The sequence below is a fragment of the Sanguibacter sp. Z6_81 genome, assembly GCF_057180625.1.
Window position 1 is genome coordinate 207,181 of sequence record NZ_JBXUFV010000004.1, and the last position, 21,461, is coordinate 228,641.

22 protein-coding genes are annotated in these 21,461 nt (G+C 73.4%); 16 read left to right on the forward strand and 6 right to left on the reverse strand.

The genetic code is table 11. The features are described from left to right. Positions 1-80 precede the first annotated feature (80 nt). From AC2AXK_RS11885 to AC2AXK_RS11905, 5 genes are all read left to right on the forward strand, one after another. A complete protein-coding gene (locus tag AC2AXK_RS11885; RefSeq protein ID WP_484345751.1) occupies positions 81-839 on the forward strand; it encodes a cytochrome c biogenesis CcdA family protein in 759 nt (252 codons plus the stop codon). Beyond that, on the forward strand, positions 839-2,614 hold the full coding sequence (gene resB, locus AC2AXK_RS11890) for a cytochrome c biogenesis protein ResB (RefSeq protein WP_484345588.1): 1,776 nt from the start codon (positions 839-841) through the stop codon (positions 2,612-2,614). Before AC2AXK_RS11885 ends, resB begins: the two co-directional genes overlap by 1 nt. After that, positions 2,611-3,657 (forward strand): c-type cytochrome biogenesis protein CcsB, encoded by a 1,047-nt coding sequence (gene ccsB, locus AC2AXK_RS11895; protein ID WP_484345589.1) that lies wholly within the window; start codon positions 2,611-2,613, stop codon positions 3,655-3,657. The genes resB and ccsB overlap by 4 nt, the downstream gene beginning before the upstream one ends. A gap of 120 nt (positions 3,658-3,777) precedes the next feature. Next, entirely contained in the window at positions 3,778-4,146 is a 369-nt protein-coding gene (locus AC2AXK_RS11900) for an alpha/beta fold hydrolase (protein WP_484345590.1), read from the forward strand. Continuing rightward, complete coding sequence (locus tag AC2AXK_RS11905) at positions 4,133-4,450, forward strand: hypothetical protein (protein ID WP_484345591.1); 318 nt, start codon at positions 4,133-4,135, stop codon at positions 4,448-4,450. Before AC2AXK_RS11900 ends, AC2AXK_RS11905 begins: the two co-directional genes overlap by 14 nt. A 93-nt stretch (positions 4,451-4,543) precedes the next feature. Here AC2AXK_RS11905 and AC2AXK_RS11910 read toward each other — a convergent pair whose 3' ends face one another. Beyond that, the gene (locus AC2AXK_RS11910) at positions 4,544-5,044 is read right to left on the reverse strand and encodes a PLD nuclease N-terminal domain-containing protein (RefSeq protein ID WP_484345592.1); all 501 of its coding nucleotides are present in this window, start codon (positions 5,042-5,044) and stop codon (positions 4,544-4,546) included. Between the two features lie 30 nt (positions 5,045-5,074). Here AC2AXK_RS11910 and AC2AXK_RS11915 point away from each other — a divergent pair, with 30 nt between their 5' ends. Beyond that, entirely contained in the window at positions 5,075-5,425 is a 351-nt protein-coding gene (locus AC2AXK_RS11915) for a DUF4229 domain-containing protein (protein WP_484345593.1), read from the forward strand. Here AC2AXK_RS11915 and AC2AXK_RS11920 read toward each other — a convergent pair. Next, positions 5,399-6,268: a 1,4-dihydroxy-2-naphthoate polyprenyltransferase gene (locus AC2AXK_RS11920; RefSeq protein ID WP_484345594.1), complete on the reverse strand. Its 870-nt coding sequence runs from the start codon at positions 6,266-6,268 to the stop codon at positions 5,399-5,401. The two genes, AC2AXK_RS11915 and AC2AXK_RS11920, sit on opposite strands and share 27 nt — an antisense overlap. Positions 6,269-6,300: 32 nt before the next feature. Continuing rightward, the gene (locus AC2AXK_RS11925) at positions 6,301-7,530 is read right to left on the reverse strand and encodes an AMP-binding protein (protein WP_484345595.1); all 1,230 of its coding nucleotides are present in this window, start codon (positions 7,528-7,530) and stop codon (positions 6,301-6,303) included. Between the two features lie 104 nt (positions 7,531-7,634). On the opposite strand from AC2AXK_RS11925, the gene AC2AXK_RS11930 reads away from it, so the two are divergent. Together AC2AXK_RS11930 and AC2AXK_RS11935 are read left to right on the forward strand one after the other, a co-directional pair. Continuing rightward, entirely contained in the window at positions 7,635-8,732 is a 1,098-nt protein-coding gene (locus AC2AXK_RS11930) for a DUF3048 domain-containing protein (protein WP_484345596.1), read from the forward strand. A 124-nt stretch (positions 8,733-8,856) separates the two neighbouring features. Next, positions 8,857-9,081 (forward strand): hypothetical protein, encoded by a 225-nt coding sequence (locus AC2AXK_RS11935; RefSeq protein ID WP_484345597.1) that lies wholly within the window; start codon positions 8,857-8,859, stop codon positions 9,079-9,081. A gap of 25 nt (positions 9,082-9,106) precedes the next feature. Here the strand turns inward: AC2AXK_RS11935 and AC2AXK_RS11940 are convergent, their stop codons facing one another. After that, positions 9,107-10,075 carry a 1,4-dihydroxy-2-naphthoyl-CoA synthase gene (locus AC2AXK_RS11940; protein WP_484345598.1) on the reverse strand — a complete coding sequence of 323 codons (969 nt, stop codon included), beginning with the start codon at positions 10,073-10,075 and terminating at the stop codon, positions 9,107-9,109. Between the two features lie 118 nt (positions 10,076-10,193). On the opposite strand from AC2AXK_RS11940, the gene AC2AXK_RS11945 reads away from it, so the two are divergent. The 4 genes from AC2AXK_RS11945 to AC2AXK_RS11960 all read left to right on the forward strand — a co-directional run bounded on the left by AC2AXK_RS11945 (position 10,194) and on the right by AC2AXK_RS11960 (position 15,098). After that, positions 10,194-10,790 (forward strand): TetR/AcrR family transcriptional regulator, encoded by a 597-nt coding sequence (locus tag AC2AXK_RS11945; RefSeq protein WP_484345599.1) that lies wholly within the window; start codon positions 10,194-10,196, stop codon positions 10,788-10,790. Positions 10,791-10,826: 36 nt separating this feature from the next. After that, entirely contained in the window at positions 10,827-11,828 is a 1,002-nt protein-coding gene (locus AC2AXK_RS11950; RefSeq protein ID WP_484345600.1) for an o-succinylbenzoate synthase, read from the forward strand. Continuing rightward, positions 11,825-13,642, forward strand: coding sequence for a 2-succinyl-5-enolpyruvyl-6-hydroxy-3-cyclohexene-1-carboxylic-acid synthase (menD, locus tag AC2AXK_RS11955; protein WP_484345601.1), 1,818 nt, complete (start codon positions 11,825-11,827; stop codon positions 13,640-13,642). Before AC2AXK_RS11950 ends, menD begins: the two co-directional genes overlap by 4 nt. Positions 13,643-13,730: 88 nt before the next feature. Next, complete coding sequence (locus AC2AXK_RS11960) at positions 13,731-15,098, forward strand: S1C family serine protease (RefSeq protein ID WP_484345602.1); 1,368 nt, start codon at positions 13,731-13,733, stop codon at positions 15,096-15,098. Positions 15,099-15,230: 132 nt separating this feature from the next. On the opposite strand, the gene AC2AXK_RS11965 is transcribed toward AC2AXK_RS11960, so the two are convergent. Then, positions 15,231-16,595: an isochorismate synthase gene (locus AC2AXK_RS11965; protein WP_484345603.1), complete on the reverse strand. Its 1,365-nt coding sequence runs from the start codon at positions 16,593-16,595 to the stop codon at positions 15,231-15,233. 66 nt (positions 16,596-16,661) lie between these two features. Between AC2AXK_RS11965 and AC2AXK_RS11970 the strand changes: the two genes are divergently transcribed. Beyond that, entirely contained in the window at positions 16,662-17,357 is a 696-nt protein-coding gene (locus tag AC2AXK_RS11970) for a demethylmenaquinone methyltransferase (protein WP_484345604.1), read from the forward strand. Between the two features lie 96 nt (positions 17,358-17,453). Here AC2AXK_RS11970 and AC2AXK_RS11975 read toward each other — a convergent pair whose 3' ends face one another. Further along, positions 17,454-18,782, reverse strand: a complete 1,329-nt coding sequence (locus AC2AXK_RS11975; protein WP_484345605.1) for a glycoside hydrolase family 6 protein — start codon at positions 18,780-18,782, stop codon at positions 17,454-17,456. Between the two features lie 314 nt (positions 18,783-19,096). Here AC2AXK_RS11975 and AC2AXK_RS11980 point away from each other — a divergent pair, with 314 nt between their 5' ends. The 3 genes from AC2AXK_RS11980 to AC2AXK_RS11990 all read left to right on the forward strand — a co-directional run bounded on the left by AC2AXK_RS11980 (position 19,097) and on the right by AC2AXK_RS11990 (position 21,368). Beyond that, the gene (locus tag AC2AXK_RS11980; protein ID WP_484345606.1) at positions 19,097-20,392 is read left to right on the forward strand and encodes a geranylgeranyl reductase family protein; all 1,296 of its coding nucleotides are present in this window, start codon (positions 19,097-19,099) and stop codon (positions 20,390-20,392) included. Beyond that, on the forward strand, positions 20,389-20,751 hold the full coding sequence (locus AC2AXK_RS11985) for an NADH-quinone oxidoreductase subunit A (RefSeq protein ID WP_484345607.1): 363 nt from the start codon (positions 20,389-20,391) through the stop codon (positions 20,749-20,751). Before AC2AXK_RS11980 ends, AC2AXK_RS11985 begins: the two co-directional genes overlap by 4 nt. A gap of 65 nt (positions 20,752-20,816) precedes the next feature. Further along, positions 20,817-21,368: a NuoB/complex I 20 kDa subunit family protein gene (locus tag AC2AXK_RS11990; RefSeq protein ID WP_484345608.1), complete on the forward strand. Its 552-nt coding sequence runs from the start codon at positions 20,817-20,819 to the stop codon at positions 21,366-21,368. The last annotated feature ends 93 nt before the right edge of the window (positions 21,369-21,461 follow it).

Sequence of the window (21,461 nt, forward strand, 5' to 3'; positions counted from 1 at the left end):
CCCTTCTCGTCGCCGGAGCAGACCCCCGGCTCCTCGCTGACGTCGGCGAGACGTTCGGCAGCGCCGTCCTCGGCGGCTCGATGCTCCTCGCCCTCCCGGTCGCGGTCCTCGCGGGGTTCGTGTCGTTCGCCTCCCCGTGCGTCCTGCCGCTCGTCCCCGGGTACCTCGGGTTCGTCAGCGGCCTCGCCGCCTCGAACGCAGGTCCGGCGACGCGCAACGGGTCGAAGGCCAGCACGGCGGGTGGGGGAGGATCCTCCGCACGGCGCGGCCGGGTGCTGCTCGGCGTGGCGCTGTTCGTCGCCGGGTTCACGTTCGTCTTCGTCTCGATCGGAGTCCTCACCGGGACGATCGGCTCCTTCCTGCGCGCCTGGGACGACGAGATCTCCCGGGTGCTCGGCGTCGTCGTCGTCCTCATGGGGCTCGCGTTCCTCGGAGCGATGCCGTTCCTGCAGCGCGAGCGGCGGCTGCACGTGAGCCCCAGCGCCGGTCTGTGGGGCGCCCCGCTGCTGGGACTCGTGTTCGGTCTGGGGTGGACGCCCTGCCTCGGGCCCACCCTCGTCGCGATCTACTCGCTGGCGCTCGACCAGGGAACGTCCGTGCGGGGTGGCACCCTGGCCGTCGCGTACTGCCTCGGCCTCGGCCTCCCCTTCCTCCTCATCGCCCTGGGACTCGAGCGCAGCTCGCGCGCCCTGGGCTTCCTGGGCCGGCACAAGGTGGCGATCATGCGCTTCGGAGGCGCCCTGCTCATCCTCATCGGGCTCGCGCTCGTCAGCGGTCTCTGGGGCGAGTGGAGCCGCGCCATGCAAGGTTTCATCGGTGGGACGGAGACGGTGATCTAGTGGGTCCGACGACTCCGCGGGAGCCCCGCGACACGAGCTACCGGCCGGACGGGATCGACGACTCGTTCTCGGACGGGCGCACCGCGGCCCCCGACGCGACCGGGGCCGGTACCCCGCGCGGCACGCAGGCGACCGTCCCGCACCTCGGTGCGACCGGCCTGCTCAGGTTCGCCTGGCGGCAGCTCACGTCGATGCGGGTCGCGCTCATGCTCCTCACCCTGCTCGCCGTGGCCGCGGTCCCTGGCTCCGTGTTCCCGCAGCGCAACCAGGACCAGGCAGCCGTCGTCCGCTACATCCGGGAGAACCCGACGCTCGGCGAGTGGCTCGACCGCCTCGGTTTCTTCGACGTCTACGCGTCGGTGTGGTTCTCCGCGATCTACATCCTGCTGTTCGTGTCGCTCGTCGGATGCATCCTGCCGCGCACGAGGGCGCACCTGCACGCCCTGCGTGCGCGGCCGCCGCGCACGCCCCGTCGCTTCTCGCGGTTCCCGGCCACCGCGTCCTACACGGTCGACGCCACCGTCGCGACCCCTGCGCAGGTGCAGGACGCCGCGACGACCCACCTGGGGCGACGTGTCCTCGGCCTGCGCCGGTTCCGCGTGGCAGCGGGCACCGACGCCGACGGTGCGCTCACCGTGAGCGCGGAGCGGGGTTACCTGCGCGAGACCGGGAACCTCGTCTTCCACATCTCGCTGCTCGGGCTCCTCATCGCGTTCGGCACGGGGCAGCTCCTCGAGTACCGCGGCCAGGCCATCGTCACGGAGGGGCGCGGGTTCGCGAACTCCGTCGTCGACTACGACTCGTTCGAGCGCGGCGCCCTGTTCAGCGAGGACGCGCTCGTGCCGTTCTCCATGACGCTCGACGCGTTCGAGTCGCGCTTCCGCATCACCGACGCCAAGGCGCAGGACTTCACGGCATACGTCACGGTGCGCGAGACGGACGGCACCACGCGCGAGGAGCAGATCAAGGTCAACGAGCCGCTCACGCAGTCGGGCGCCAACATCTACCTCCAGGGGAACGGGTACGCGCCGGACGTCACGGTGCGTGACGCCGCAGGCGAGATCGCCTTCGCGGGCCCGGTGCCCTTCCTCCCTGAGGACGCCATGTACACGTCGCGCGGCGTCATCAAGGTGCCCGACGTCTCGACCGGGGAGCAGATCGGGCTCCTCGGCTTCCTCCTGCCGACGGCGGAGGTCACCGAGGACGGAGCCCGCTCGGTATTCCCGGACCCCATCAACCCCGTGCTCGTGCTCACGGTGTACAGCGGCGACCTCGGGCTCGACGACGGGATCCCGCAGAACGTCTACCAGCTGGAGACCGAGGGCATGACGCGCGCCGACGAGGCGGACGGCACCGAGGCGACGCTGCTCGTCGGCCTCGGCGAGACCGTCGAGCTCCCGGACGGCCTGGGGACGATCGAGTTCTCCGGGCTGCCGCGCTTCGTCGCCCTGGACCTGCGCCACGACCCGTCCCTCGGCTGGGTGCTCGCGTTCTCGCTCGGCGCGCTCGGGGGCGTGGCCGTCTCCTTGTTCACACCGCGCCGTCGCATCTGGGTCCGTGCCCGGGACGTCGCCGAGGACGGTGGACGCCGTACCGTGGTGGAGGTCGCCGGCCTCGCCCGTGGCGACGACGCCGGGCTCGACGCGGAGGTGGCGCGCCTCCTGGCCGCCCTCCCGGGACACCCGCCCACGATCGACGACCCGGGCCCCGACCAGCACCCCGCACCCGCAGTACCTGACGGACCAGAACCGAGCTTGGGAAAGGCTGACCGATGAATCCCGGCATCACAGGAGCGTTCCCCTGGGGAGAGCTCAGCGACGTCCTCGCGTGGGGGGCGGCGACCGCCTACACGATCGCGATGATCGCCTTCGCGTTCGACCTCTCGCGGTTGTCCGACGCCGTGGGGCAGCGTCGCACGCGCGAGCGCGAGCTCGTCGGGGCCGGGGCGTCGACGAGCACGACGCCGGGCGTCTCCGCCGCCCTGTCGCCGTCTGCGCCGACCCCTCGGGGGAAGGCGCTCGGCATCGCGATGGCGACGATGTGGCTCGGGTTCGGCATGCATCTGGTCTCGCTCGTCGCGCGCGGCATCGCCGCCGGGCGGGCCCCCTGGGCGAACATGTACGAGTTCTGCCTCGCCGGGACCCTCGTCGCGGCAGGCGCCTTCCTCCTGCTGCAGCTGCGACGGGACGTGCGGTTCCTCGGTGTGGTCGTCACGTTCCTCGTCGTGACCTTCCTCATGGTCGGCCTCAACGCGTTCCACGTCGTCGCCGACGAGGTCCAGCCGGCCCTGCAGCACTACTGGTTGGTCATCCACGTGGGCGTCGCGGTCGGCGCCACGGGAGTCTTCACGGTTGCCTTCGCCGTGAGCGTGCTCCAGCTGCTGCGCGACTCGCGCGACCGCGGATCGACGTTCCTGCGCGGTGAGGGCACCGTCGTGCGCGGCAAGAACGTCGCCGCGTCGCGCGTGTTCAACTGGCGGTTCCTCGACGCGATCCCGACGCCGACGTCGCTCGAGGCCCTGAGCTTCCGCCTCAACGCCGTGGGCTTCGTCCTGTGGACCTTCACGCTCATCGGTGGAGCCATCTGGGCCAACGACGCCTGGGGTCGCCCGTGGGGCTGGGACCCCAAGGAGGTGTGGACCTTCGTCGTGTGGGTCGTCTACGCCGCCTACCTGCACGCCCGGACGACCCGGGGCTGGTCGGGACGCCGTGCCGCCTACTTCGTCCTGGCGGGCTACGCCTGCGTGCTGTTCAACTTCACCGGCGTGAACATCCTCTTCAGCGGCAAGCACTCCTACGCGGAGCTGCCCGACTCCTAGGACCCGTCCGTCGGGCCTCCCGCACGACGCCGGGGAGACGGAGCTGGTACGGCCAGCGGGTCCACACCCGTCGCGGTGCGGTGCGGTGCGGTGCGCCGGGAGTGCGGCACCATACCTGCTATGGATGTGGTGTTCGTTCACGGGGCGGGGAGAGAGGGAGCCGCCGCCTGGCCGCAGCAGGCGGCGGCCGCGGAGCCCGGCTGGCTGTTCCTACGGCGCGACGGTGTCGCCGACGATGCCGCCCGGGACGCGCAACGCCTGCTAGGAGCGCTCCGTGCGTGCGGCGGCGGGCACGTCGTCGCCCATTCGTACGGCGCGAACGCGGCGGTGCTGGCCGCCCGGACCGCGCCTGCGATGGTCCGGTCGTTGGCACTCCTCGAGCCCGCGTGCTTCGACCTGGCGCGCGGAAGGCCGGCCGTCGAGGAGCACATCGCGGCGATGACACCCGTTGTTCGAGGTCGCCGACGACGCGTCCGTGTCGGCGCGTGACTTCTCCCGGCGCTTCTCGGCCGGGATGGGGATGGAGCCCCCTGACCTGCCCGACGAGGAGCTGCTGGCGAGCGTCAGCCGGCTCCGGGCACTGCGTCCGCCGTGGGGCATCGGGCTCGGGACGCACCGGAGCCTGCCTGCCAGGACGTTGGTCGTCACCGGCGGGTGGAGCCGCCTCTACGAGGAGACCGCCGGGGCTCTCGTCGCGCGCGGTGCACAGCACCTCACCCTCGAGGGCCATGGCCATCGCGTACAGGACGACCCGCGGGCTTCCCACGTCCTCAGGCAGCACTGGGCCGGCTGAGCGGCGGCACGTGCAGGAGCACGTCGTCCTGGTGGGCTACGCCTGCGTGCAGCCCGCAGGACCCGGCTCAGCGCGGGCGCGCAGCGCCGGGGCTCAGCTGTTCGAGCGGTCGAGCGGGTTCGGTCCCGCACCGTCGTCCGGTTCGTCGCCGTCTGTCGGGTCGGTCCCCTGCTCGCCCGACGTCCCGCCGTCGTCGGCCGGTCCGTCCGGGGTGCCGCGCGTGTCACCGGTCGCTGACCCACGACCGGTGCCCGCGGGGCCCTGGCCCTGTCGGCGCTGCTCCTGCGCCAGCCGCCACAGGAAGTCCGGGTCGTCGTCAGGCGCGACGGGCCCCCGCGAGCGCCGTCGGCCGCGGCCGGGACCCGCGCCGGGCCGCCCCGCGCCTGCCACCGGCGGCCCACCGGCAGCCTGCGACCGGCGGGACCGGCTGAACACGATCCAGGCGATCGGACCGAAGTAGGGGAGAACGACGATGATGATGAGCCAGAGCCACCGCGGGATGCCCCCACGGTCCTGCTCGTCGCTCGACGCGAAGTCGGCGAGAGCGTAGACGACAAGAGCGAAAGCGGCGACGAGGGCGAGAGCGCGGGGCATGCATCCAGCCTATGCGCTTACCCTGGACAGGTGCCCTTCGTCATCTATTCTGTGCTCCGCGTCGCGCTCCTCCTGCTCATCGGGGTGCTCCTCTACCTCGTGGGTCTGCGGAGCTGGCCCCTCGTCGTCGTCGCGGCTCTCCTGGCGCTGATGATCAGCTATGTGGTGCTCTCGCGGCCGCGCGAGGCCGCGGCGGTGTACCTCGCGCAGCGGCGCGAGGACCGGCTCGCGCGGCGCGCCGACGGTGACCGCGGACGGTTCAGCGACGCGGTCGAGGGGGACGCCGCGTCCGAGGACGCGCGTGTCGACGGAGTCCTCGACCGCCGTCGCACCGGTGGCGGGGACGGCCGGGCCTCAGATGGCCAGACCGAGCCCGAGTAGCACACCGAAGCCGAGCTCGTAGAGGCCGGTCGCTGCCAGCACGGGGACCAGCAGCCGTCCCCGCGCACCCGCGAGGACGGGGATGCTCAGCAGCGTGGCAGGGAGTCCGAGCAGGACGACGAGGACGCTCCACGGGTTCGCGAACCCGCAGAGCATCCCCAGGCCGATCGGCACCCAGAGCATCGCGACGTACGCGCGCCGGGCACGCCAGTCGCCGAGCCGCACCGCGAGCGTGCGCTTGCCGACCACGGCATCGGTGGGGATGTCCCGGATGTTGTTGACCATGAGGATCGCGCACGCGAGCAGGCCGACGGCGACCGCACCGAGGGCGGACGGCACCGTCACACGGTCGATCTGCGTGTAGGTGGTGCCGAGCACGGCGACAAGACCGAAGAACGTGAAGACCCCCACCTCGCCGAGCCCGCGGTACCCGTACGGGTTCTTGCCACCCGTGTAGAACCACGCGGCCGCGATCGAGGCGGCACCGACGACGACGAGCCACCAGTGCCCCGACACGGCGACGAGCGCCAGCCCGAGCACCGCCGCGATGGCGAACGAGGTGAACGCCGCCGCCTTGACCTGGCCCGGCCGGGCTGTCCCCGACGCGGTGAGCCGCAGCGGGCCCACGCGGTCGAGGTCGGTGCCGCGCACCCCGTCCGAGTAGTCGTTGGCGTAGTTCACGCCGACCTGCAGCGCGAGGGCGACGAGGAGCGCGAGGACGGCCGGGACGGGCTCGAACCCGCCCACCTGGGCTGCGGCGCCCGACCCCACGAGGACGGGCGTCGCGGCTGCGGGGAGCGTGCGCACCCGGGCTCCGGCGAGCCACTGGGATGCTGAGGGCATGGGGTTCCCTTCGTCGGACATGGGGACTCAGGCTATCGGTTCGGCGCCTCCGGGCGGCCCAGCCGCTGTGCCTCCGGGCGGCCGAGCCGCTGTGCCGCCAGCACCGCCGCTGCACGCCGGTCCGCCTTCCCCGGCCCGCGCACCGGGAGGTGGTCGACGACGACGACGTCCCGTGGAGCGGCTGGCGCACCGAGGGCGGCGGTGACCCGTGACCGCACCTCGTCCAGGAGGGCCGGGCGGTCCGGTGCGTCCGTGCCACCGGGGGCGAGCGTCACGAGCGCCACGACCCGGCTGCCCCACTCGTCGTCGGGCAGCCCGACGACGCAGACCTCGCCGATCCCGCCCCACCCGGCGAGCACCGACTCGACCGCTGCGGGGACGACGTTGACCCCTCCGCTGATGACGGTGTCGTCGGCGCGGCCGAGAACCGTGAGCACCTGACCGCGCGCGTCGTCGTGGAGCCGGCCGACGTCCGACGTGCGGAACCACCGGGTGCCCGTGCCGTCGGGCTCCGGGTCGACGACGAACGCGTCACGCGTCGCGGCAGGGTCGTCCACGTACCCGTCCGCGAGGACGGGTCCGCTGATCTCGACGAGGGACTCGCGCACGCGCAGGCGTACGCCGTCGAGAGGCACGCCGTCGTAGACGCACCCACCCGCGGTCTCGCTCATGCCGTAGGTCGTGACGACTGCCACGCCGGCGGCGTGCGCCGCGGCCAGCACGGCCGGCGACGTCGCGGCCCCGCCGACGAGCACGGCGTCGTAGCGGCGCAGCGCGTCCAGCCCCGAGCGGCCCTCGGGCGTGCCGGCCCGGCCCGCCGGTCCGGCGGGCCCGAGCGCGCCCGCGGCCGCGAGCAGCCGGTGCAGCTGGGTGGGGACGAGCGACGTGTACAGCGGGGCACGGGCCCCGCCCGGACCGGTGTCGCGCAGCGCGTCCGTCGCGGCCGCGAACGCACCGGGCCGGAACCCGGCGTCGCTGTCGAGCACCACCGGTTCGGTCCCCGCGAGCACGGACCGGGCGAGGACCTGCAGCCCGGCGACGTGCGTCGTCGGGAGCGCGAGCAACCACCGCCCGTGCCCGCCGAGGCGGGCTGCCGTCGCCGTTCCCGATGCCCGCAGTGCGGCCCCGGAGAGACGGACGGTGCGCGGCGCACCCGTGGAACCGGAGGTGGGCACGAGCACGTACGCCTCCGGGGCGCCGGGAGGAGCCGTGAGCGCACGCCGGACCGCCTCTGCCGCCACGTCCCTCGGTGTGCCCGTCACAGGTTCAGCCTAGGGCGCCATAGGGTGGGCACCGACGACGCGCGGCGCGCCGTCGCGCCCAGCGCGCCGGGAGCCGCGGGCCCCGAAGCGAGGAGACTGGATCCGTGCAGCTCAACCCTGGCCTGACGCAGGCTCGTGCCGACCGGCGCAGGTGGCGTCGGACGATGACCGTGGCGCTCGCGTGCACGCTCGCGCTCGCTGGCTGTGCCGGGGACGCAGAGCCCCTCGAGGCGGTCACCACGACGACCACCCCGGACGCCGAGGTGGTCAAGGCCCTCCCGCCCGATCCCGCTGTTCCGCCCACCTGGCCGCTCACCGGGGTCGTCGCTGCCGACCAGGGCAACCGCCCCGCGCTGGCCGTCAAGGTCGAGAACTCTCGCGAGGCGCGCCCCCAGACGGGCCTCGAGCTCGCCGACGTCGTGTGGGAGGAAGTCGTCGAGGGTGGGGTGACCCGCTACATCGCGGTGTATCACTCGCAGGTGCCGGAGACGATCGGCCCGATCCGCTCGGTCCGGCCCATGGATGCGCACATCGCCGCACCGCTCGCCGGACTCATGACGTTCTCGGGCGGGCAGCCGCCGTTCGTCCAGTCCGTGCGCGACGCGGGGCTGCAGGTCATCAGCCACGACGAGGGTGCCGACGGCTTCTACCGGACGAAGGACCGTCGCGCGCCGCACAACGTCTACGGCAGGACGGCGGACTTCTACGCGGCGGCCGACGCCGGGCACACCGCGCCCCCGGCACCCCAGTTCCAGTTCGCCCGCGACGAGGCGTCGGCGAGCGCCGCGACCGCGGGGACGCCCGTCACCACGGTCAACGTCACGATGTCCAGCTACAGCAGCCCGTCGTGGTCCTGGGACCCGGCGGCGGGGCTGTTCCAGCGTTCCGAGGGGGGCTCCCCGGCGGTGTCCGCCACGGGTGCCCGGCTGACCGCCGAGAACGTCGTCGTGCTGAGCGTCGCCGTGCGTGACACCCCGTACAAGGACCCGTCCGGGGCGCCTGTCCCGGAGACGGAGATGATCGGGTCGGGGGAGGCGCTCGTGGCATCCGCAGGCCGGACGATCACTGGCACGTGGAGCAAGGAGAGCTCGCTGGCGCCCGTGGTCCTCTCCGGGCCCGACGGCGCTCCCCTCACGCTCGCACCCGGCAACACGTGGGTGGAGCTCGTGCCGCGGTCGGGCGGCGCCTACTCGACGAGCTGACGGCCGGTCCACCGGAGGACTGACCCGGACCGGTCGCGGGTCCTCCCATCGGCGGAGAGCGCACGCGTGAGTCCGGGCCGGGGGACCGATGTGCTCGAGCGCCCTCCCGAGCGAGGGTGGGGGTATGGCAACGATCCTTCATCACGGCACACGCACGAGGTCGCTCCGCCGGCCTTCCGCCCGCACGCACGCCCCGTCGCGCGTCACCGCTCCCGGGGAGCCGGGCCCCGCAGCATCCGTCATCCCCGTCCTGCTGTCGTTCGGCGGCCTGTTCGCGCTGGCGATCGCTGTGGCCCTGTGCGGCAGCCGCGTGCTCGACCTCCTCGGCGCGCTCCTCGTCGCGGGCTGACACCCAGCGGTGCCCGACGGCGGGCTCAGAAGTAGTAGGGGAACCCGGACCAGTCGGGGTCGCGGCGCTGCAGGAACGCGTCGCGTCCCTCGACGGCCTCGTCCGTCATGTAGGCCAGCCGCGTGGCCTCACCGGCGAACACCTGCTGCCCCGCGAGGCCGTCGTCGGCCAGGTTGAACGCGAACTTGAGCATGCGGATCGCCTGCGGCGACTTCGTCGCGATGGTCGCCGCGTACTCGAGCGCGAGCGTCTCCACGTCCGCGTGGTCCGCCACCTCGTTGACCGCGCCCCACGCGTAGGCGTCCTCGGCCGAGTACTCCCGGGCGAGGAAGAAGACCTCGCGGGCGCGCTTCTGTCCCACCTGGCGGGCGAACAGCGCCGAGCCGTAGCCGGCGTCGAAGGAGCCGACGTTGGCGTCGGTCTGCTTGAACCGGGCGTGCTCGCGGCTCGCGATCGACAGGTCGGCCACGACGTGCAGCGAGTGCCCACCGCCGGCGGCCCAGCCGTTGACCACGGCGATGACGACCTTGGGCATGGTGCGCATGAGGCGCTGGACCTCGAGGATGTGCAGCCGTCCCGCCTGTGCAGGGTCGATGTGGTCGGCGCTCTCGGCCGCGGTCCCCGTCGCGTCCTGCGTGGTGTACCGGTACCCGTCGCGGCCGCGGATGCGCTGGTCGCCGCCCGAGCAGAACGCCCAGCCGCCGTCCTTCGGGCTCGGACCGTTGCCCGTGAGGATGACCGCTGCGACGTCCGACGTCATGCGGGCGTGGTCGAGCGCGCGGTAGAGCTCGTCGACGCTGTGCGGGCGGAACGCGTTGCGCACCTCGGGCCGGTCGAAGGCGATGCGGACGACGGGCAGGTCGCGCTCACCGCCGTCGGGGGAGCGTTCGACGCCCCGGTGGTAGGTGATGTCGGTGAGACCCTCGAACCCGGCGACCGTGCGCCACCGGGTCGGGTCGAAGGTCTGGGACACGGTCTCGGGGAGGTCGCTCACCCGTCCAGCCTAGGGTCTGGCGCGCGGGCCCGGTGGCAGGCGCGGAGGACGAGCCGTGAAACATCCCGCGTCGCTGCGTGAAACATTCCGGACATCTCCCACCCGTACGGTCGGCCGCGTGACGACCGCGACGCGACGCCAGCAGCGTGGTGTCGAGCGCCGCGACGCTCTCGTGGCGGCTGCGGCGTCGCTCGTGCTGGAGGGCGGACCGGGTGCGATCACGCACCGGACCGTCGCAGAGCGAGCCGCTGTACCGCTCGCCTCGACGACGTACTACTTCGACCATCTCGACGACATCGTCGGCGCCGCGGGTGCTCTGCTCGCGGCGCGCTGGTCGGAGCACTCTGCGCGCTCGTCCCGGACGGTCGTCGCGGCGGTCGCGGCAGGTGCGGACGTCGACCCCCCGGGCGCGCTCGCCGACGCCCTCCTGCCCGAGGGCGACGATGCCGCGGTCCGTGGTCACTACGAGCACCTCGTCGCCGGGGGCCGGTCGGGGCGCACCCCGGGGGCCGACCACCTGGGGACCGACCGCGACGCCGCCCAGGGACCGGTCGCGGATCTCGTCGCCGCGCTCGGCATCACCCTCGCGCCAGACGCCGTCGTGGCGCTCGTCGACGGCGCTGCGCTGCGGGCCCTCGGGTCGGGTCGCCCGGTGCGGGACGAGGTCCGCCGGCTGCTGCGGTCCGCGACGGCCGTGCCCGCGCTCAGCGTCTGACGACCCAGCGTCCCGGCGACCGCCTAACCTGGGTGGGTGCACGTCTACTCCACAGCCCTCACCACGCGGTTCCGCGGCCTCGACCGGCGCGACGGCGTGCTCCTGCGGGGCGAGGCCGGCTGGGGCGAGTTCTCACCCTTCTGGGACTACGACGACGAGGAGTCGCTCGCGTGGTGGTCCGCGGCTCTCGAGGCCGCGCACGACGGCTGGCCGGAACCGGTCCGACGGCGGGTCCCCGTCAACGTCACGGTGCCCGCGACCGACCCCGAGCGCGCGCACGCGATCGTGCTGGCGTCCGGAGGGTGCCGGACAGCCAAGGTCAAGGTCGCGGAGCGCGGCCAGACCGTCGACGACGAGGTCGCGCGGCTCGAGGCGGTGCGGGACGCACTCGGACCGGCGGGGCGGATCCGCATCGACGCGAACGGCGGCTGGGACCCGCAGACCGCGCTCGCGCGGCTGGCGGTCCTCGACCGCGCCGCTGGCGGCCTGGAGTACGTCGAGCAGCCGTGCCCCGACGTCGCGGGTCTTGCGCACGTGCGGCGACGTACCGACATCCCCGTGGCTGCGGACGAGTCCATCCGTCGCGTGCAGGACCCGTTCGAGGTGGTGCGGGCGGAGGCCGCGGACATCGTCGTGCTCAAGGTGCAGCCGCTCGGTGGCGTGCGTGCGTGCCTCGAGCTCGCTGAGCAGGTGGGCCTGCCGGTCGTCGTGTCCTCCGCGCTCGAGAGCTCTGTCGGGCTAGCCGCAGGGCTCGCGCTGGCCGCGGCCCTCCCCGAGCTGCCCTACGCGTGCGGTCTGGCCACCGCTCAGCTCCTCGCGCGGGACACGGTCGGTCGGTCGCTCCTGCCGGTGGACGGGGCGATCGACGTGCGCCGTCCGCAACCGGACGTCGCTGACCTCGAGGCGACCGACGCCGGCCGGGTCGATCCCCGGATCGTCGACCGATGGCTCGACCGTGTCGCCCGGGTCAGCGCGCTCGGTGCACCCGAAGGGCTCGCACCCGGGGTCGCCGGCCGCACCGGTGGGTCGACGCGGTGACGGGCACCGGACCGGCTCCCGAGCCCATCGCCCTCCCACCGTCCGTCCGCTCGGCGCACGTGCTCGTCGATGCGCTGGCCCGCCTCGGCGTCCGCGACGTCGTCCTGGCGCCCGGCTCCCGCAGCGCGCCCCTCGCGTACGCCCTCGTCGCCGAGACCCGGGCCGTGCCGGACGCCAGGGTGCGGTTGCACGTCCGCGTCGACGAGCGGGACGCGGCGTTCCTCGCGCTCGGCCTGGCGCGCGGCGAGCAGGTCCTGCACGGTCGGGCCGCGTCACCGGTCGCGGTCGTCACGACGTCGGGCACGGCCGTCGCCAACCTCCATCCCGCGGTCCTCGAGGCGCACCACGGTGGCATCCCGCTGCTGCTGCTCACGGCCGACCGGCCGCACGAGGTGCGAGGGACCGGGGCCAACCAGACCGCCGACCAGGTGGGGATCTTCGGTTCAGCGGTGCGGCTCGCCGTCGATGTCCCGGCGCCCGCCGGGCGCGCCGGGGAGGACGCCGACCTGCGTGCGCTGCTCACCCGGGCGCACGCGGCCGCGACCGGGTACCGCACCCTCGACCCCGGTCCGGTGCACGTCAACCTCGCCTACCGGGAGCCGCTCGCACCGTCCGCCGGCGGCCTCGACGAGCTCCTGCGGGACACCGCACGTACCGCGGCCCCCGGAGCCGGTGACGAGAAGGTGCCCGGGCTCGGGCTCGTCACCCTGCGTGCCGTGGCACCCGAGGAGGACGTCGACGGGGTGCTGGACGAGGTCGCCACCCTCGTCGTCGCGGGAGACGGGGCAGGTCCTGACGCACGCCGTCTCGCGGAGGCGCGCGGGTGGCCCCTGCTGGCCGAGGCCTCCTCCGGCGCCGCGGGCGGCCACTGCCTCGTCGCAGCGCACCGGCTCGTCCTCGGGGTGCGCTCCCTCACGGACGGCGTCCGGCAGGTCGTCGTCCTGGGCCGGCCCACGCTGTCCCGTCCGGTGCAGCAGCTCCTCGCCAGCCCCCGCGTGCGCGTGGTCGTCGTCGCGCCCGGCAGTGCACGGTGGCCGGACGCGGCGCGCAACGCCGCCGTGGTGCTCGGAGGGGTCCCACCCGCCTGGCTCGAGATCGGGCCCGGCCAGGGTGGAGCCGGTGTCCGGTGGCTCGCACGGTGGCGGGCTGCCTCCGCGGCCGCAGCGGGCGTGCTCGATGCCCGCGGCGTGACGCAGTCCCTCGACGCCCTCGGTGTCGCGGACGCGGTCGCGGACGCCAGCACGCCGCACGACGCACTCGTCATCGGGTCGAGCAACCCTGTCCGCGACCTCGACCTCCTCGCGCGGTGGACGGAACCGCCCGTCGTGGTCGCCAACCGTGGGCTCGCCGGCATCGACGGGACCGTGTCCACCGCGACCGGGGTCGCGCTCGCGCTGCAGCGTCGGGCCGGCACCACGGTCCGTGCCCTCATGGGGGACCTCACGTTCCTGCACGACGTCGGTGGGCTCCTCCGTGGGCCGCACGAGCCCCAGGTGCAGCTCCAGGTGGTCGTCGTCAACGACGACGGCGGTTCGATCTTCGCGACCCTCGAGCACGCCCGCCTCGGCGACGACGAGCTCTTCGAGCGCGTCTTCGCGACCCCGCACGGCGCGGACCTCGGCGCCCTGTGCGGCGGGTACGGCGTCGCGCACGAGGTGGTCCGTGACGCGGCGCGGCTGCGGGCCGCGCTCGCCAGCCCTCCGGCGGGGGTGTCCGTGCTCGAGGTGCGCGTCGACCGCGCGACCCGGGGTCCGGACGGTGACGCGCTCGCGGCGGCCGTCGTGCGGGCGGTCGAGGCCGAGGACCGGTCCTAGCACATTCGCAGCAAGTCCCCAGGGAAAACCAAGCCTCGCCACAGGGCGATGGAGTTGAGTGGTGCCCAGTCAGAGAAGGGACGCACTCATGACATCGCAGCACGACGACCCTGCCTACCAACCGCCGAGCACCGGTGCGCCGACGCCGCCGCCCCCGCCCCCGCCCGGGCGTGAGCCGCGAGGACGCGTCGCGCCCGTCGCGGCCGCGGCGATCGTCGCGGCCGTCCTTGCTGCCGGGGGCACCGTCGCCCTCAGCGAGGCGCTCGACGACTCACCGAGCACGAACGCCTCGCCCAGCGCGACCGACTTCTCCGCGCTCGGGCGTTCCGAGGGGGGCGGAGGGGAGGTGCCCGTCGCGTCCTCGTCGGAGGCGGACCCGGACTGGATCGCGGTGTCCGAGGCGGTGGCTCCGTCCGTCGTGTCCATCGAGGTCGTCACCGAGTCCGGCGGAGGCCAGGGGTCGGGCGTGATCATCGACGAGAACGGTCACATCGTCACGAACGCGCACGTCGTCACGGGCGCCGTCAACGACACCGTGGGGGTCATCCTCTCGGACGGCCGCGTCTACGAGGCGACGATCACGGGCCTCGACCCGGCCACGGACCTTGCGGTCGTCGAGATCGTCGACGCACCGGACGATCTCGTCCCCGCAGTGATCTCCGAGGGGGACGGCGTCGAGGTGGGTGAGCCTGTCATGGCCGTCGGCAACCCGCTGGGGCTGTCGAACACGGCTACGACGGGCATCGTCTCCGCCATCGACCGGCCGGTGAGCACCGCGACCACCACGGACAACACGGTCGCGGTGACGAACGCCATCCAGATCGACGCAGCCGTGAACCCCGGCAACAGCGGGGGACCGCTGTTCGACGCGACCGGCGAGGTCATCGGGATCACGTCCTCCATCGCCAGCCTGTCGTCCGGCAGCGGGCAGGCCGGGTCGATCGGTCTGGGCTTCGCGATCCCGTCCGACGTCGTCCTCCTCATCGCGGACCAGCTCATCGAGGAGGGCGCCGCCGAGCACGCGTTCCTCGGCGTCGTGCTCGCCGAAGGGACGGGCACGGTCGACGGCACCACCCGCCAGGGCGCTGTCGTCACGGAGATCACCGGCGGTTCGCCGGCGGACGGTGCGCTCGAGGTCGGTGACGTCGTGGTCGCGATCGACGGCGACCCCGTCACGGGGCCCGAGTCCCTCACGGGGTTCGTCCGGGCGCTCCCGTCCGGGGCGGACGTCACCCTGACGGTCGTGCGGGACGGCGAGTCGATCGACGTGCCGGTCACGCTCGCCACGAGGGCGGAGGACGCCACGACGAACCCGAGCCCGAGCCCGGACAGCGGCCAGGGTGGGTCGGGCGGCTCCGGCGGCTCCGGCGGCTTCGGCGGGTCGGGCAACGGCCGGAGCGGGCCGAGCAGCCCGGACAACATCCCCGACCTGGGCGACCTCTTCGGTAACGGCTAGTCACCAGCCACCTCCGTGGCGTCTCCCCTTGCGCCACGCGAGGTCGGACGAGGGCCCGTGCTTGCGTTCCCAGGAGTGCGGGCCCTTGTCGTGGGGCGCGGTCCGGTTCCGCCGGTCGGGGCCGTGCGCGCGTCAGGCCAGGGCGTGGCGCATCGGGTCGAGCTTGGCCTCGGTCTCGGCGAGCTCCGCCCCCGGCTCCGAGGCGGCCACGACTCCGCAGCCAGCGAACAGGCGCAGGCGGTGCGGGTCGTCGGCGTCGAGCGCGGCGGACCGCAGCGCGATGCCCCACTCGCCGTCGCCGTCGCCGCCCACCCAGCCCACCGGGCCGGCATACCGCGCACGGTCCATGCCCTCGATCTCCCGGATGAGGTCGTTGGCGGCCGCCGTCGGCGTGCCGCAGACCGCCGCCGTGGGGTGGAGGGCCCCTGCGAGCGCGAGGCTCGACGGCCCGTGGTCGGGGTCGGTGGTCCCCGCTGCGGGGCGGGCCCCGCGGAGCACACCGGTGACGTCCGTCGCGAGGTGCAGGACGTTCGGGAGGTGCAGCACGAACGGCGTCTCGGGGACGTTGAGCGACTGGCAGAACGGCTCGAGGGCACGGGCGACCGACGCCACCGCGTACTCGTGCTCCTCGAGGTCCTTGGAGGAGTGGGCGAGCACGGCCGCGCGGGCCAGGTCGGCCTGCTCCTCTCCCGTGCGGCGGACCGTCCCGGCAAGCACGCGAGAGGTGACGAGCCCCTTGTCCGAGCGCACGAGCAGCTCGGGGGTCGCCCCGATCATGCCGTCGACGCTGAAGGTCCAGCACCCGCCGTAGGAGGCGGCGAGCCGGGTCAGTGCCCAGCGCACGTCGAAGGGCTCCTCGGTGCGGGCGACGAGGTCCCGGGCGAGGACGACCTTGTCGAGCGCGCCGGCGCGGATCCGTCCGACGGCCTCCTCGACAGCGGCGATCCAGGCGTCGTCGGGCACCGCGCCCTGCGTGTACGTCACCGCTCCCGGCGCCCGGACGGGAACATCACCCCCGGCGTCCGCGACGGCGCGTCGCAGCGTGGGGGCCGGTCCCAGGGTGGGGACGGCGTCGACCGCGGTGAGCGTCGTGATCCACGACGTCCCGCCGCGGCGGCCGACGACGACACGGGGGACGACGAGGACGCCGCCGGCTGCGGACGCCTCGTCGAAGGCGAACGAACCGAACGCGACAGGGCCGGTGCCCGGCACACCGACGTCGTCGCGCACGATGGCGCGAGCACGGACAGAGGACCATGCGGCCTCCGCGTCGGCGAAGCGGGACGCGCCGGACGTCTCGATGCGCGCCGCCACACCCCATCCGACGATGCCGTCGCCGCGGCGGACCCAGGCGAGCGGGGAGTCCGCCGGCAGCAGGTCGAGGAGGGCTCCGACGTCCGGGGAGAGGTCGTCGATCGCTGTGGTGCGGACCATGAGGGTCGGGGGCCGCTGGTCGGGGGCGCCGCTCCGGTCGGTCACGTCGCGCTGGGTGCTCATCAGGTCAAGGATACGACCGACGACCGACCGCCGCGGAGCGGTCGGCAACGATGAGAGCATGGACGCATGTCACGCGCCAGCCTGGACAAGAAGCCCGCCGAGGTCGCCTCGATGTTCGACAGCATCGCCGCCCGCTACGACCTCACCAACGACCTCATCTCGCTCGGGCAGGACCGTCGCTGGCGCCGCGCCACCGTGGCAGCCGTGGGAGCGCGTCGCGGCGAGAAGGTCCTCGACCTCGCGGCGGGCACCGGGACCTCCAGCGAGCCGTTCGCGGCCGCGGGCGCCCACGTCGTGCCGTGCGACTTCTCGTTCGGGATGCTCGCTGTCGGCAAGGAGCGTCGCCCGGACCTGCCGTTCACCGCAGGTGACGCGACGCGCCTGCCGTTCGCGGACGCGTCGTTCGACGCCGTGACGATCTCGTTCGGGCTGCGCAACGTCGTCGACACCACCGGGGCGCTCACCGAGATGCTCCGGGTGGTGCGGCCCGGCGGGCGGATCGTCATCTGCGAGTTCTCCCAGCCGACGTGGGAGCCGTTCCGCCGCGTGTACACCGAGTACCTCATGCGTGCGCTGCCGAAGGTGGCCGGCGTCGTGACGAAGGACGCCGGCTCCTACGAGTACCTCGCGGAGTCCATCCGTGAGTGGCCCGACCAGGAAGCCCTCGGCAGGCTCATGGTGGGTGCGGGCTGGGGTCGCGTGGGCTTCCGCAACCTCTCGGGCGGGATCGTCGCCCTGCACCGGGGCGTGCGTCCGGCCTGACGGCAGCGTGTCGCTGCGCGTCCGGTCCCGGCACGGGCACGGGCGCGGACCGGAGGCCGGGGTGCCGCCCGGGTCGACCGGACGGCACCCCCGACCTCACCAGCTGGCGTTGCGGGCCATCTCGACAGCGATCTCCTGCCACCACTGACCGGCGGCCGGTCCGCCGTTGCAGGATCCGTCGCTCTCGCCGGGCAGCTTGACCCACAGGAGGGCGGCGAGGTTGGTGCTGTCGTCGACGAGCCGGGGGCGCTCGCCGAGAGCCCGGCCGCGGGGGTTGCACCACTCACCGTTGGAGCCGTTGCCGTTGCGCGAGGTGTCGATGACGTACGGCACTCCTCCGAGCCGGCTCGACACGGCTTCCCCGTAGGCCGTGGACGCTGCGGTGGTCTGGTAGTTCGAGGTGTTGAGCGCGAAGCCCTCGGCGTACTCGAACCCGATCTGCTGCAGGCGCTCGGCTGCCTCGTCGGCGGTGAGCCAGCCGGAGTGCCCTGCGTCGATGTAGACGTGGGCGCCGGCCTCGGTCAGCTTCTGCGCGGCGTACCTCAGGTATCCCACCCGGTCTCCCTGGCCCTCGCAGTCACCGAGCTGTGCGAGAGCGTCGGGCTCGAGGATCACCCACGGCTCGCCCTGGATGCCGGAGGCGATGGTGTCGATCCACGCCGCGTACTCGCTCGTGGCGACCCCGCCGCCCGAGTAGCTGCCACAGTCGCGGCCGGGGATCGCGTACACGACGAGCACGGGGATCGCGCCGGCACCGACGGCTCGGCCGGTGTAGTCCGTGACCTGCTGCTTCGCGGTCTGCGCGTCGGTCCAGCTGCCGACCCAGTACGCCTGGGGCGTCTGGGCGATCTTGTTGAGCAGCACCTTCGTCTCACCGCTCGCAGCCGCAGCGGCTCGGGCGGCCTGGGTGGCGGTGTCGACGTAGAGGGTCCCCGTCGCGCTCGCCGGCGGGTCGACCGGGTCTGGCGTGGGGTCCGGGGTGGGGTCGGGATCCGGGTCCGGGTCCGGGGCGACGACCGTGCCGGTGCACGGGACCCCGTTGAGCTCGATCGAGGTCGGCGCCGGGTTCGAGCCCTGCCACGACCCGATGAAGCCGAAGCCCGCGGAGGCGCCGGTACCGAGGGACCCGTTGTAGGACGCGTTCGAGAACGACGCGGTGGCCCCGGAGGCCGTCGCCGTCGCGCCCCACGCCTGGAGCACCCGCTGCCCGGCGGGGAAGGACCAGGTGACCTCCCACGAGGTCACCGGGGATCCGAGGTTGGTCACGACGACGTCCGCCTGGAACTGCCCGCCCCACTGGCTGGGCGTCGCGTAGTCGACGCGACAGCCCTCGGCCGCGGTGGCCGTCGCGCCGATGCTGCCCAGTCCCGCGAGGACGAGCGCGCTCGCGGCCGCCAGGGCCGCGTTCCGCGTGAGGTTTCGCATGAGTTCTCCGTTCGGCAGGGTCCCGTCAGGACGACGGGACGGAGGCGGCCCGGCGGCCCGTCGCCGCGTCGGGGAGACGCGCCGGTGTGTCCGGTCCGGGCCTGTGCGAGACGTTAGCCCCGATGTGTCCCCGGCGCGGGAGCGTAAACGTTTCACCCGCTCGGAGGTGCCGGGAGGCGGTCCTCGGGGCCGTGGCGCGTCAACCAAGGTCTGCCTTAGCAGACACCGGCGGCGGACGTGACTAGAGTGGCACCGACGGTTGTGACGCGGTTCACAAAGTCGGACGCAACGTTGCGGGACGGATGGGCGGGGACATGGGACTGAACGGCACCGACGATGCGGACGTCATCGTCGTGGGCGCCGGGCCTGCGGGAGCAACCGCGGCCCACTACTGCGCCGCCGCAGGTCTCGACGTCCTCCTGCTCGAGAAGTCGGCCTTCCCGCGCGACAAGATCTGCGGCGACGGGCTCACCCCACGTGCCGTGAGCGAGCTCGTCCGGATGGGTGTGCCGACGCGCGCCGAGGACGGCTGGATCCGCAACGTCGGCCTGCGTGCCGTCGCCGGCGGACGGTCCTTCGAGTTCCCGTGGCCCGAGCTCCGGGCCTACCCCTCGTACGGGCTCGCGCGCTCACGGATGAATCTCGACCAGACCCTCGCCGAGCACGCCCGCGCCTCTGGCGCGAAGCTCATGGAGCGCACCAACGTCACCGGTCCGGTGCTCGACGAGCGCACCGGCCGCGTCGTCGGCGTGACCGCTCGTCCCGTGGACGACTCCGGCCGCCGGGCGGGCGAAGAGGTCACCTACCGTGCACCCGTCGTCATCGCGGCGGACGGTGTCTCGGCACGCATGGCCGTCTCGCTCGGCATCGAGAAGGCAGCCAACCGGCCGATGGGCGTGGCCGTCCGCACCTACTTCACCAGCCCCCGCCACGACGACCCGTGGATGGAGTCCCAGCTCGAGCTCTGGGACGGCGTCCCCGGCAAGTCCCGCCTGCTGCCCGGCTACGGGTGGATCTTCGCGCTCGGCGACGGCACCGTGAACGTCGGGCTCGGGTCCGTCTCCTCGACGTCGGCAGCCAGCCGGATCGACTACAAGGACCTGTTCGCCCGGTGGATGGCCAACGCACCGAAGGAATGGGGCTTCACGCCGGAGAACCAGCTCGGTCCCGTCCGCGGCGCCGCCCTGCCGATGGGCTTCAACCGCAAGCCGCTGTACACGCGCGGGCTCATGCTCGTCGGGGATGCCGGCGGCATGGTCAGCCCCTTCAACGGCGAGGGCATCGCGTACGCGATGCAGGCCGGCCGGGAGGCGGCGGACGTCCTCGCGCAGGCGCGCGCACGCACCACGGATGCGGCCCGCGAGCGCACGCTGGCGACGTACCCCGAGATCATGCGCCGGGACCTGGGTGGGTACTACACGCTCGGCCGGTACTTCGTCCGGCTCATCGAGCACCCCGAGATCATGCGGCTGTGCACGCGGTACGGCCTGCCGCGGCCGCTCATCATGAAGTTCGTCGTCAAGCTCTTGTCCGACTGCTACGAGCCCCACGGTGGCGACGTCGTCGACCGTGTCATCGCGGGCCTGTCCAGGGTGGTGCCATCAGCATGAGCAATCCGTACGTACCCCTGCTGGTCCTCATGGGGATCGCTCTCGTCCTCGCTCTCGGCGGCGTCGCCGCGAGCGCGGTCATCGGCCCCAAGCGCTACAACCGTGCCAAGCTCGACGCGTACGAGTGCGGCATCGAGCCGACACCGCACGCGGTGGGCGGCGGCCGGTTCCCGATCAAGTACTACCTCGTGGCGATGACGTTCATCATCTTCGACATCGAGGTCGTCTTCCTCTACCCGTGGGCGGTCGACTTCGCGACCCTCGCCACGTTCGGGCTCGTCGCGATGCTCGCGTTCCTCGCGCTCATCACCGTGCCCTTCATCTACGAGTGGCGGCGGGGTGGGTTCGAGTGGGTATGACACGCCCCGTGAAGGCCGACCGGACAGCTCCGCCCACCACGCCGCGCGACGAAAGGGTCTGAACCATGGGGATCGAAGAAGCTCCCTCGGGATTCCTCCTCACCACGGTCGAGGACCTCGCCGGCTACTTCCGCAAGGGCTCGCTCTGGCCGGTGACGTTCGGCCTGGCCTGCTGCGCCATCGAGATGATGGCCGCCGGTGCGAGCCGGTTCGACCTCTCGCGCTTCGGCATGGAGGTGTTCCGCGCCTCGCCGCGCCAGGCCGACCTCATGATCGTCGCCGGTCGCGTGAGCCAGAAGATGGCTCCCGTCGTGCGCCAGGTCTACGACCAGATGGCCGAGCCCAAGTGGGTGCTGTCGATGGGCGTGTGCGCCTCGAGCGGCGGCATGTTCAACAACTACGCGATCGTCCAGGGCGTCGACCACATCGTCCCCGTCGACATCTACCTCCCGGGCTGCCCGCCGCGCCCGGAGATGCTCATCAACGCGATCCTCGAGCTGCACAAGCAGATCCAGGCCGAGCCGCTCGGCGTCAACCGCCGCGAGGCCGCCCGTGCCGTCGAGGCGGCCGCCCTCGAGGCGACCCCCACCCACGAGATGAAGGGCCTGCTGCGGTGAGCGACGACACGACGGACATCTCCGGGTCCCGCGGCCCGGACGGCCCGGGCAGCGACGTCACGCCCGGCGGCGACGTGCGCGGCGACAGCGGAG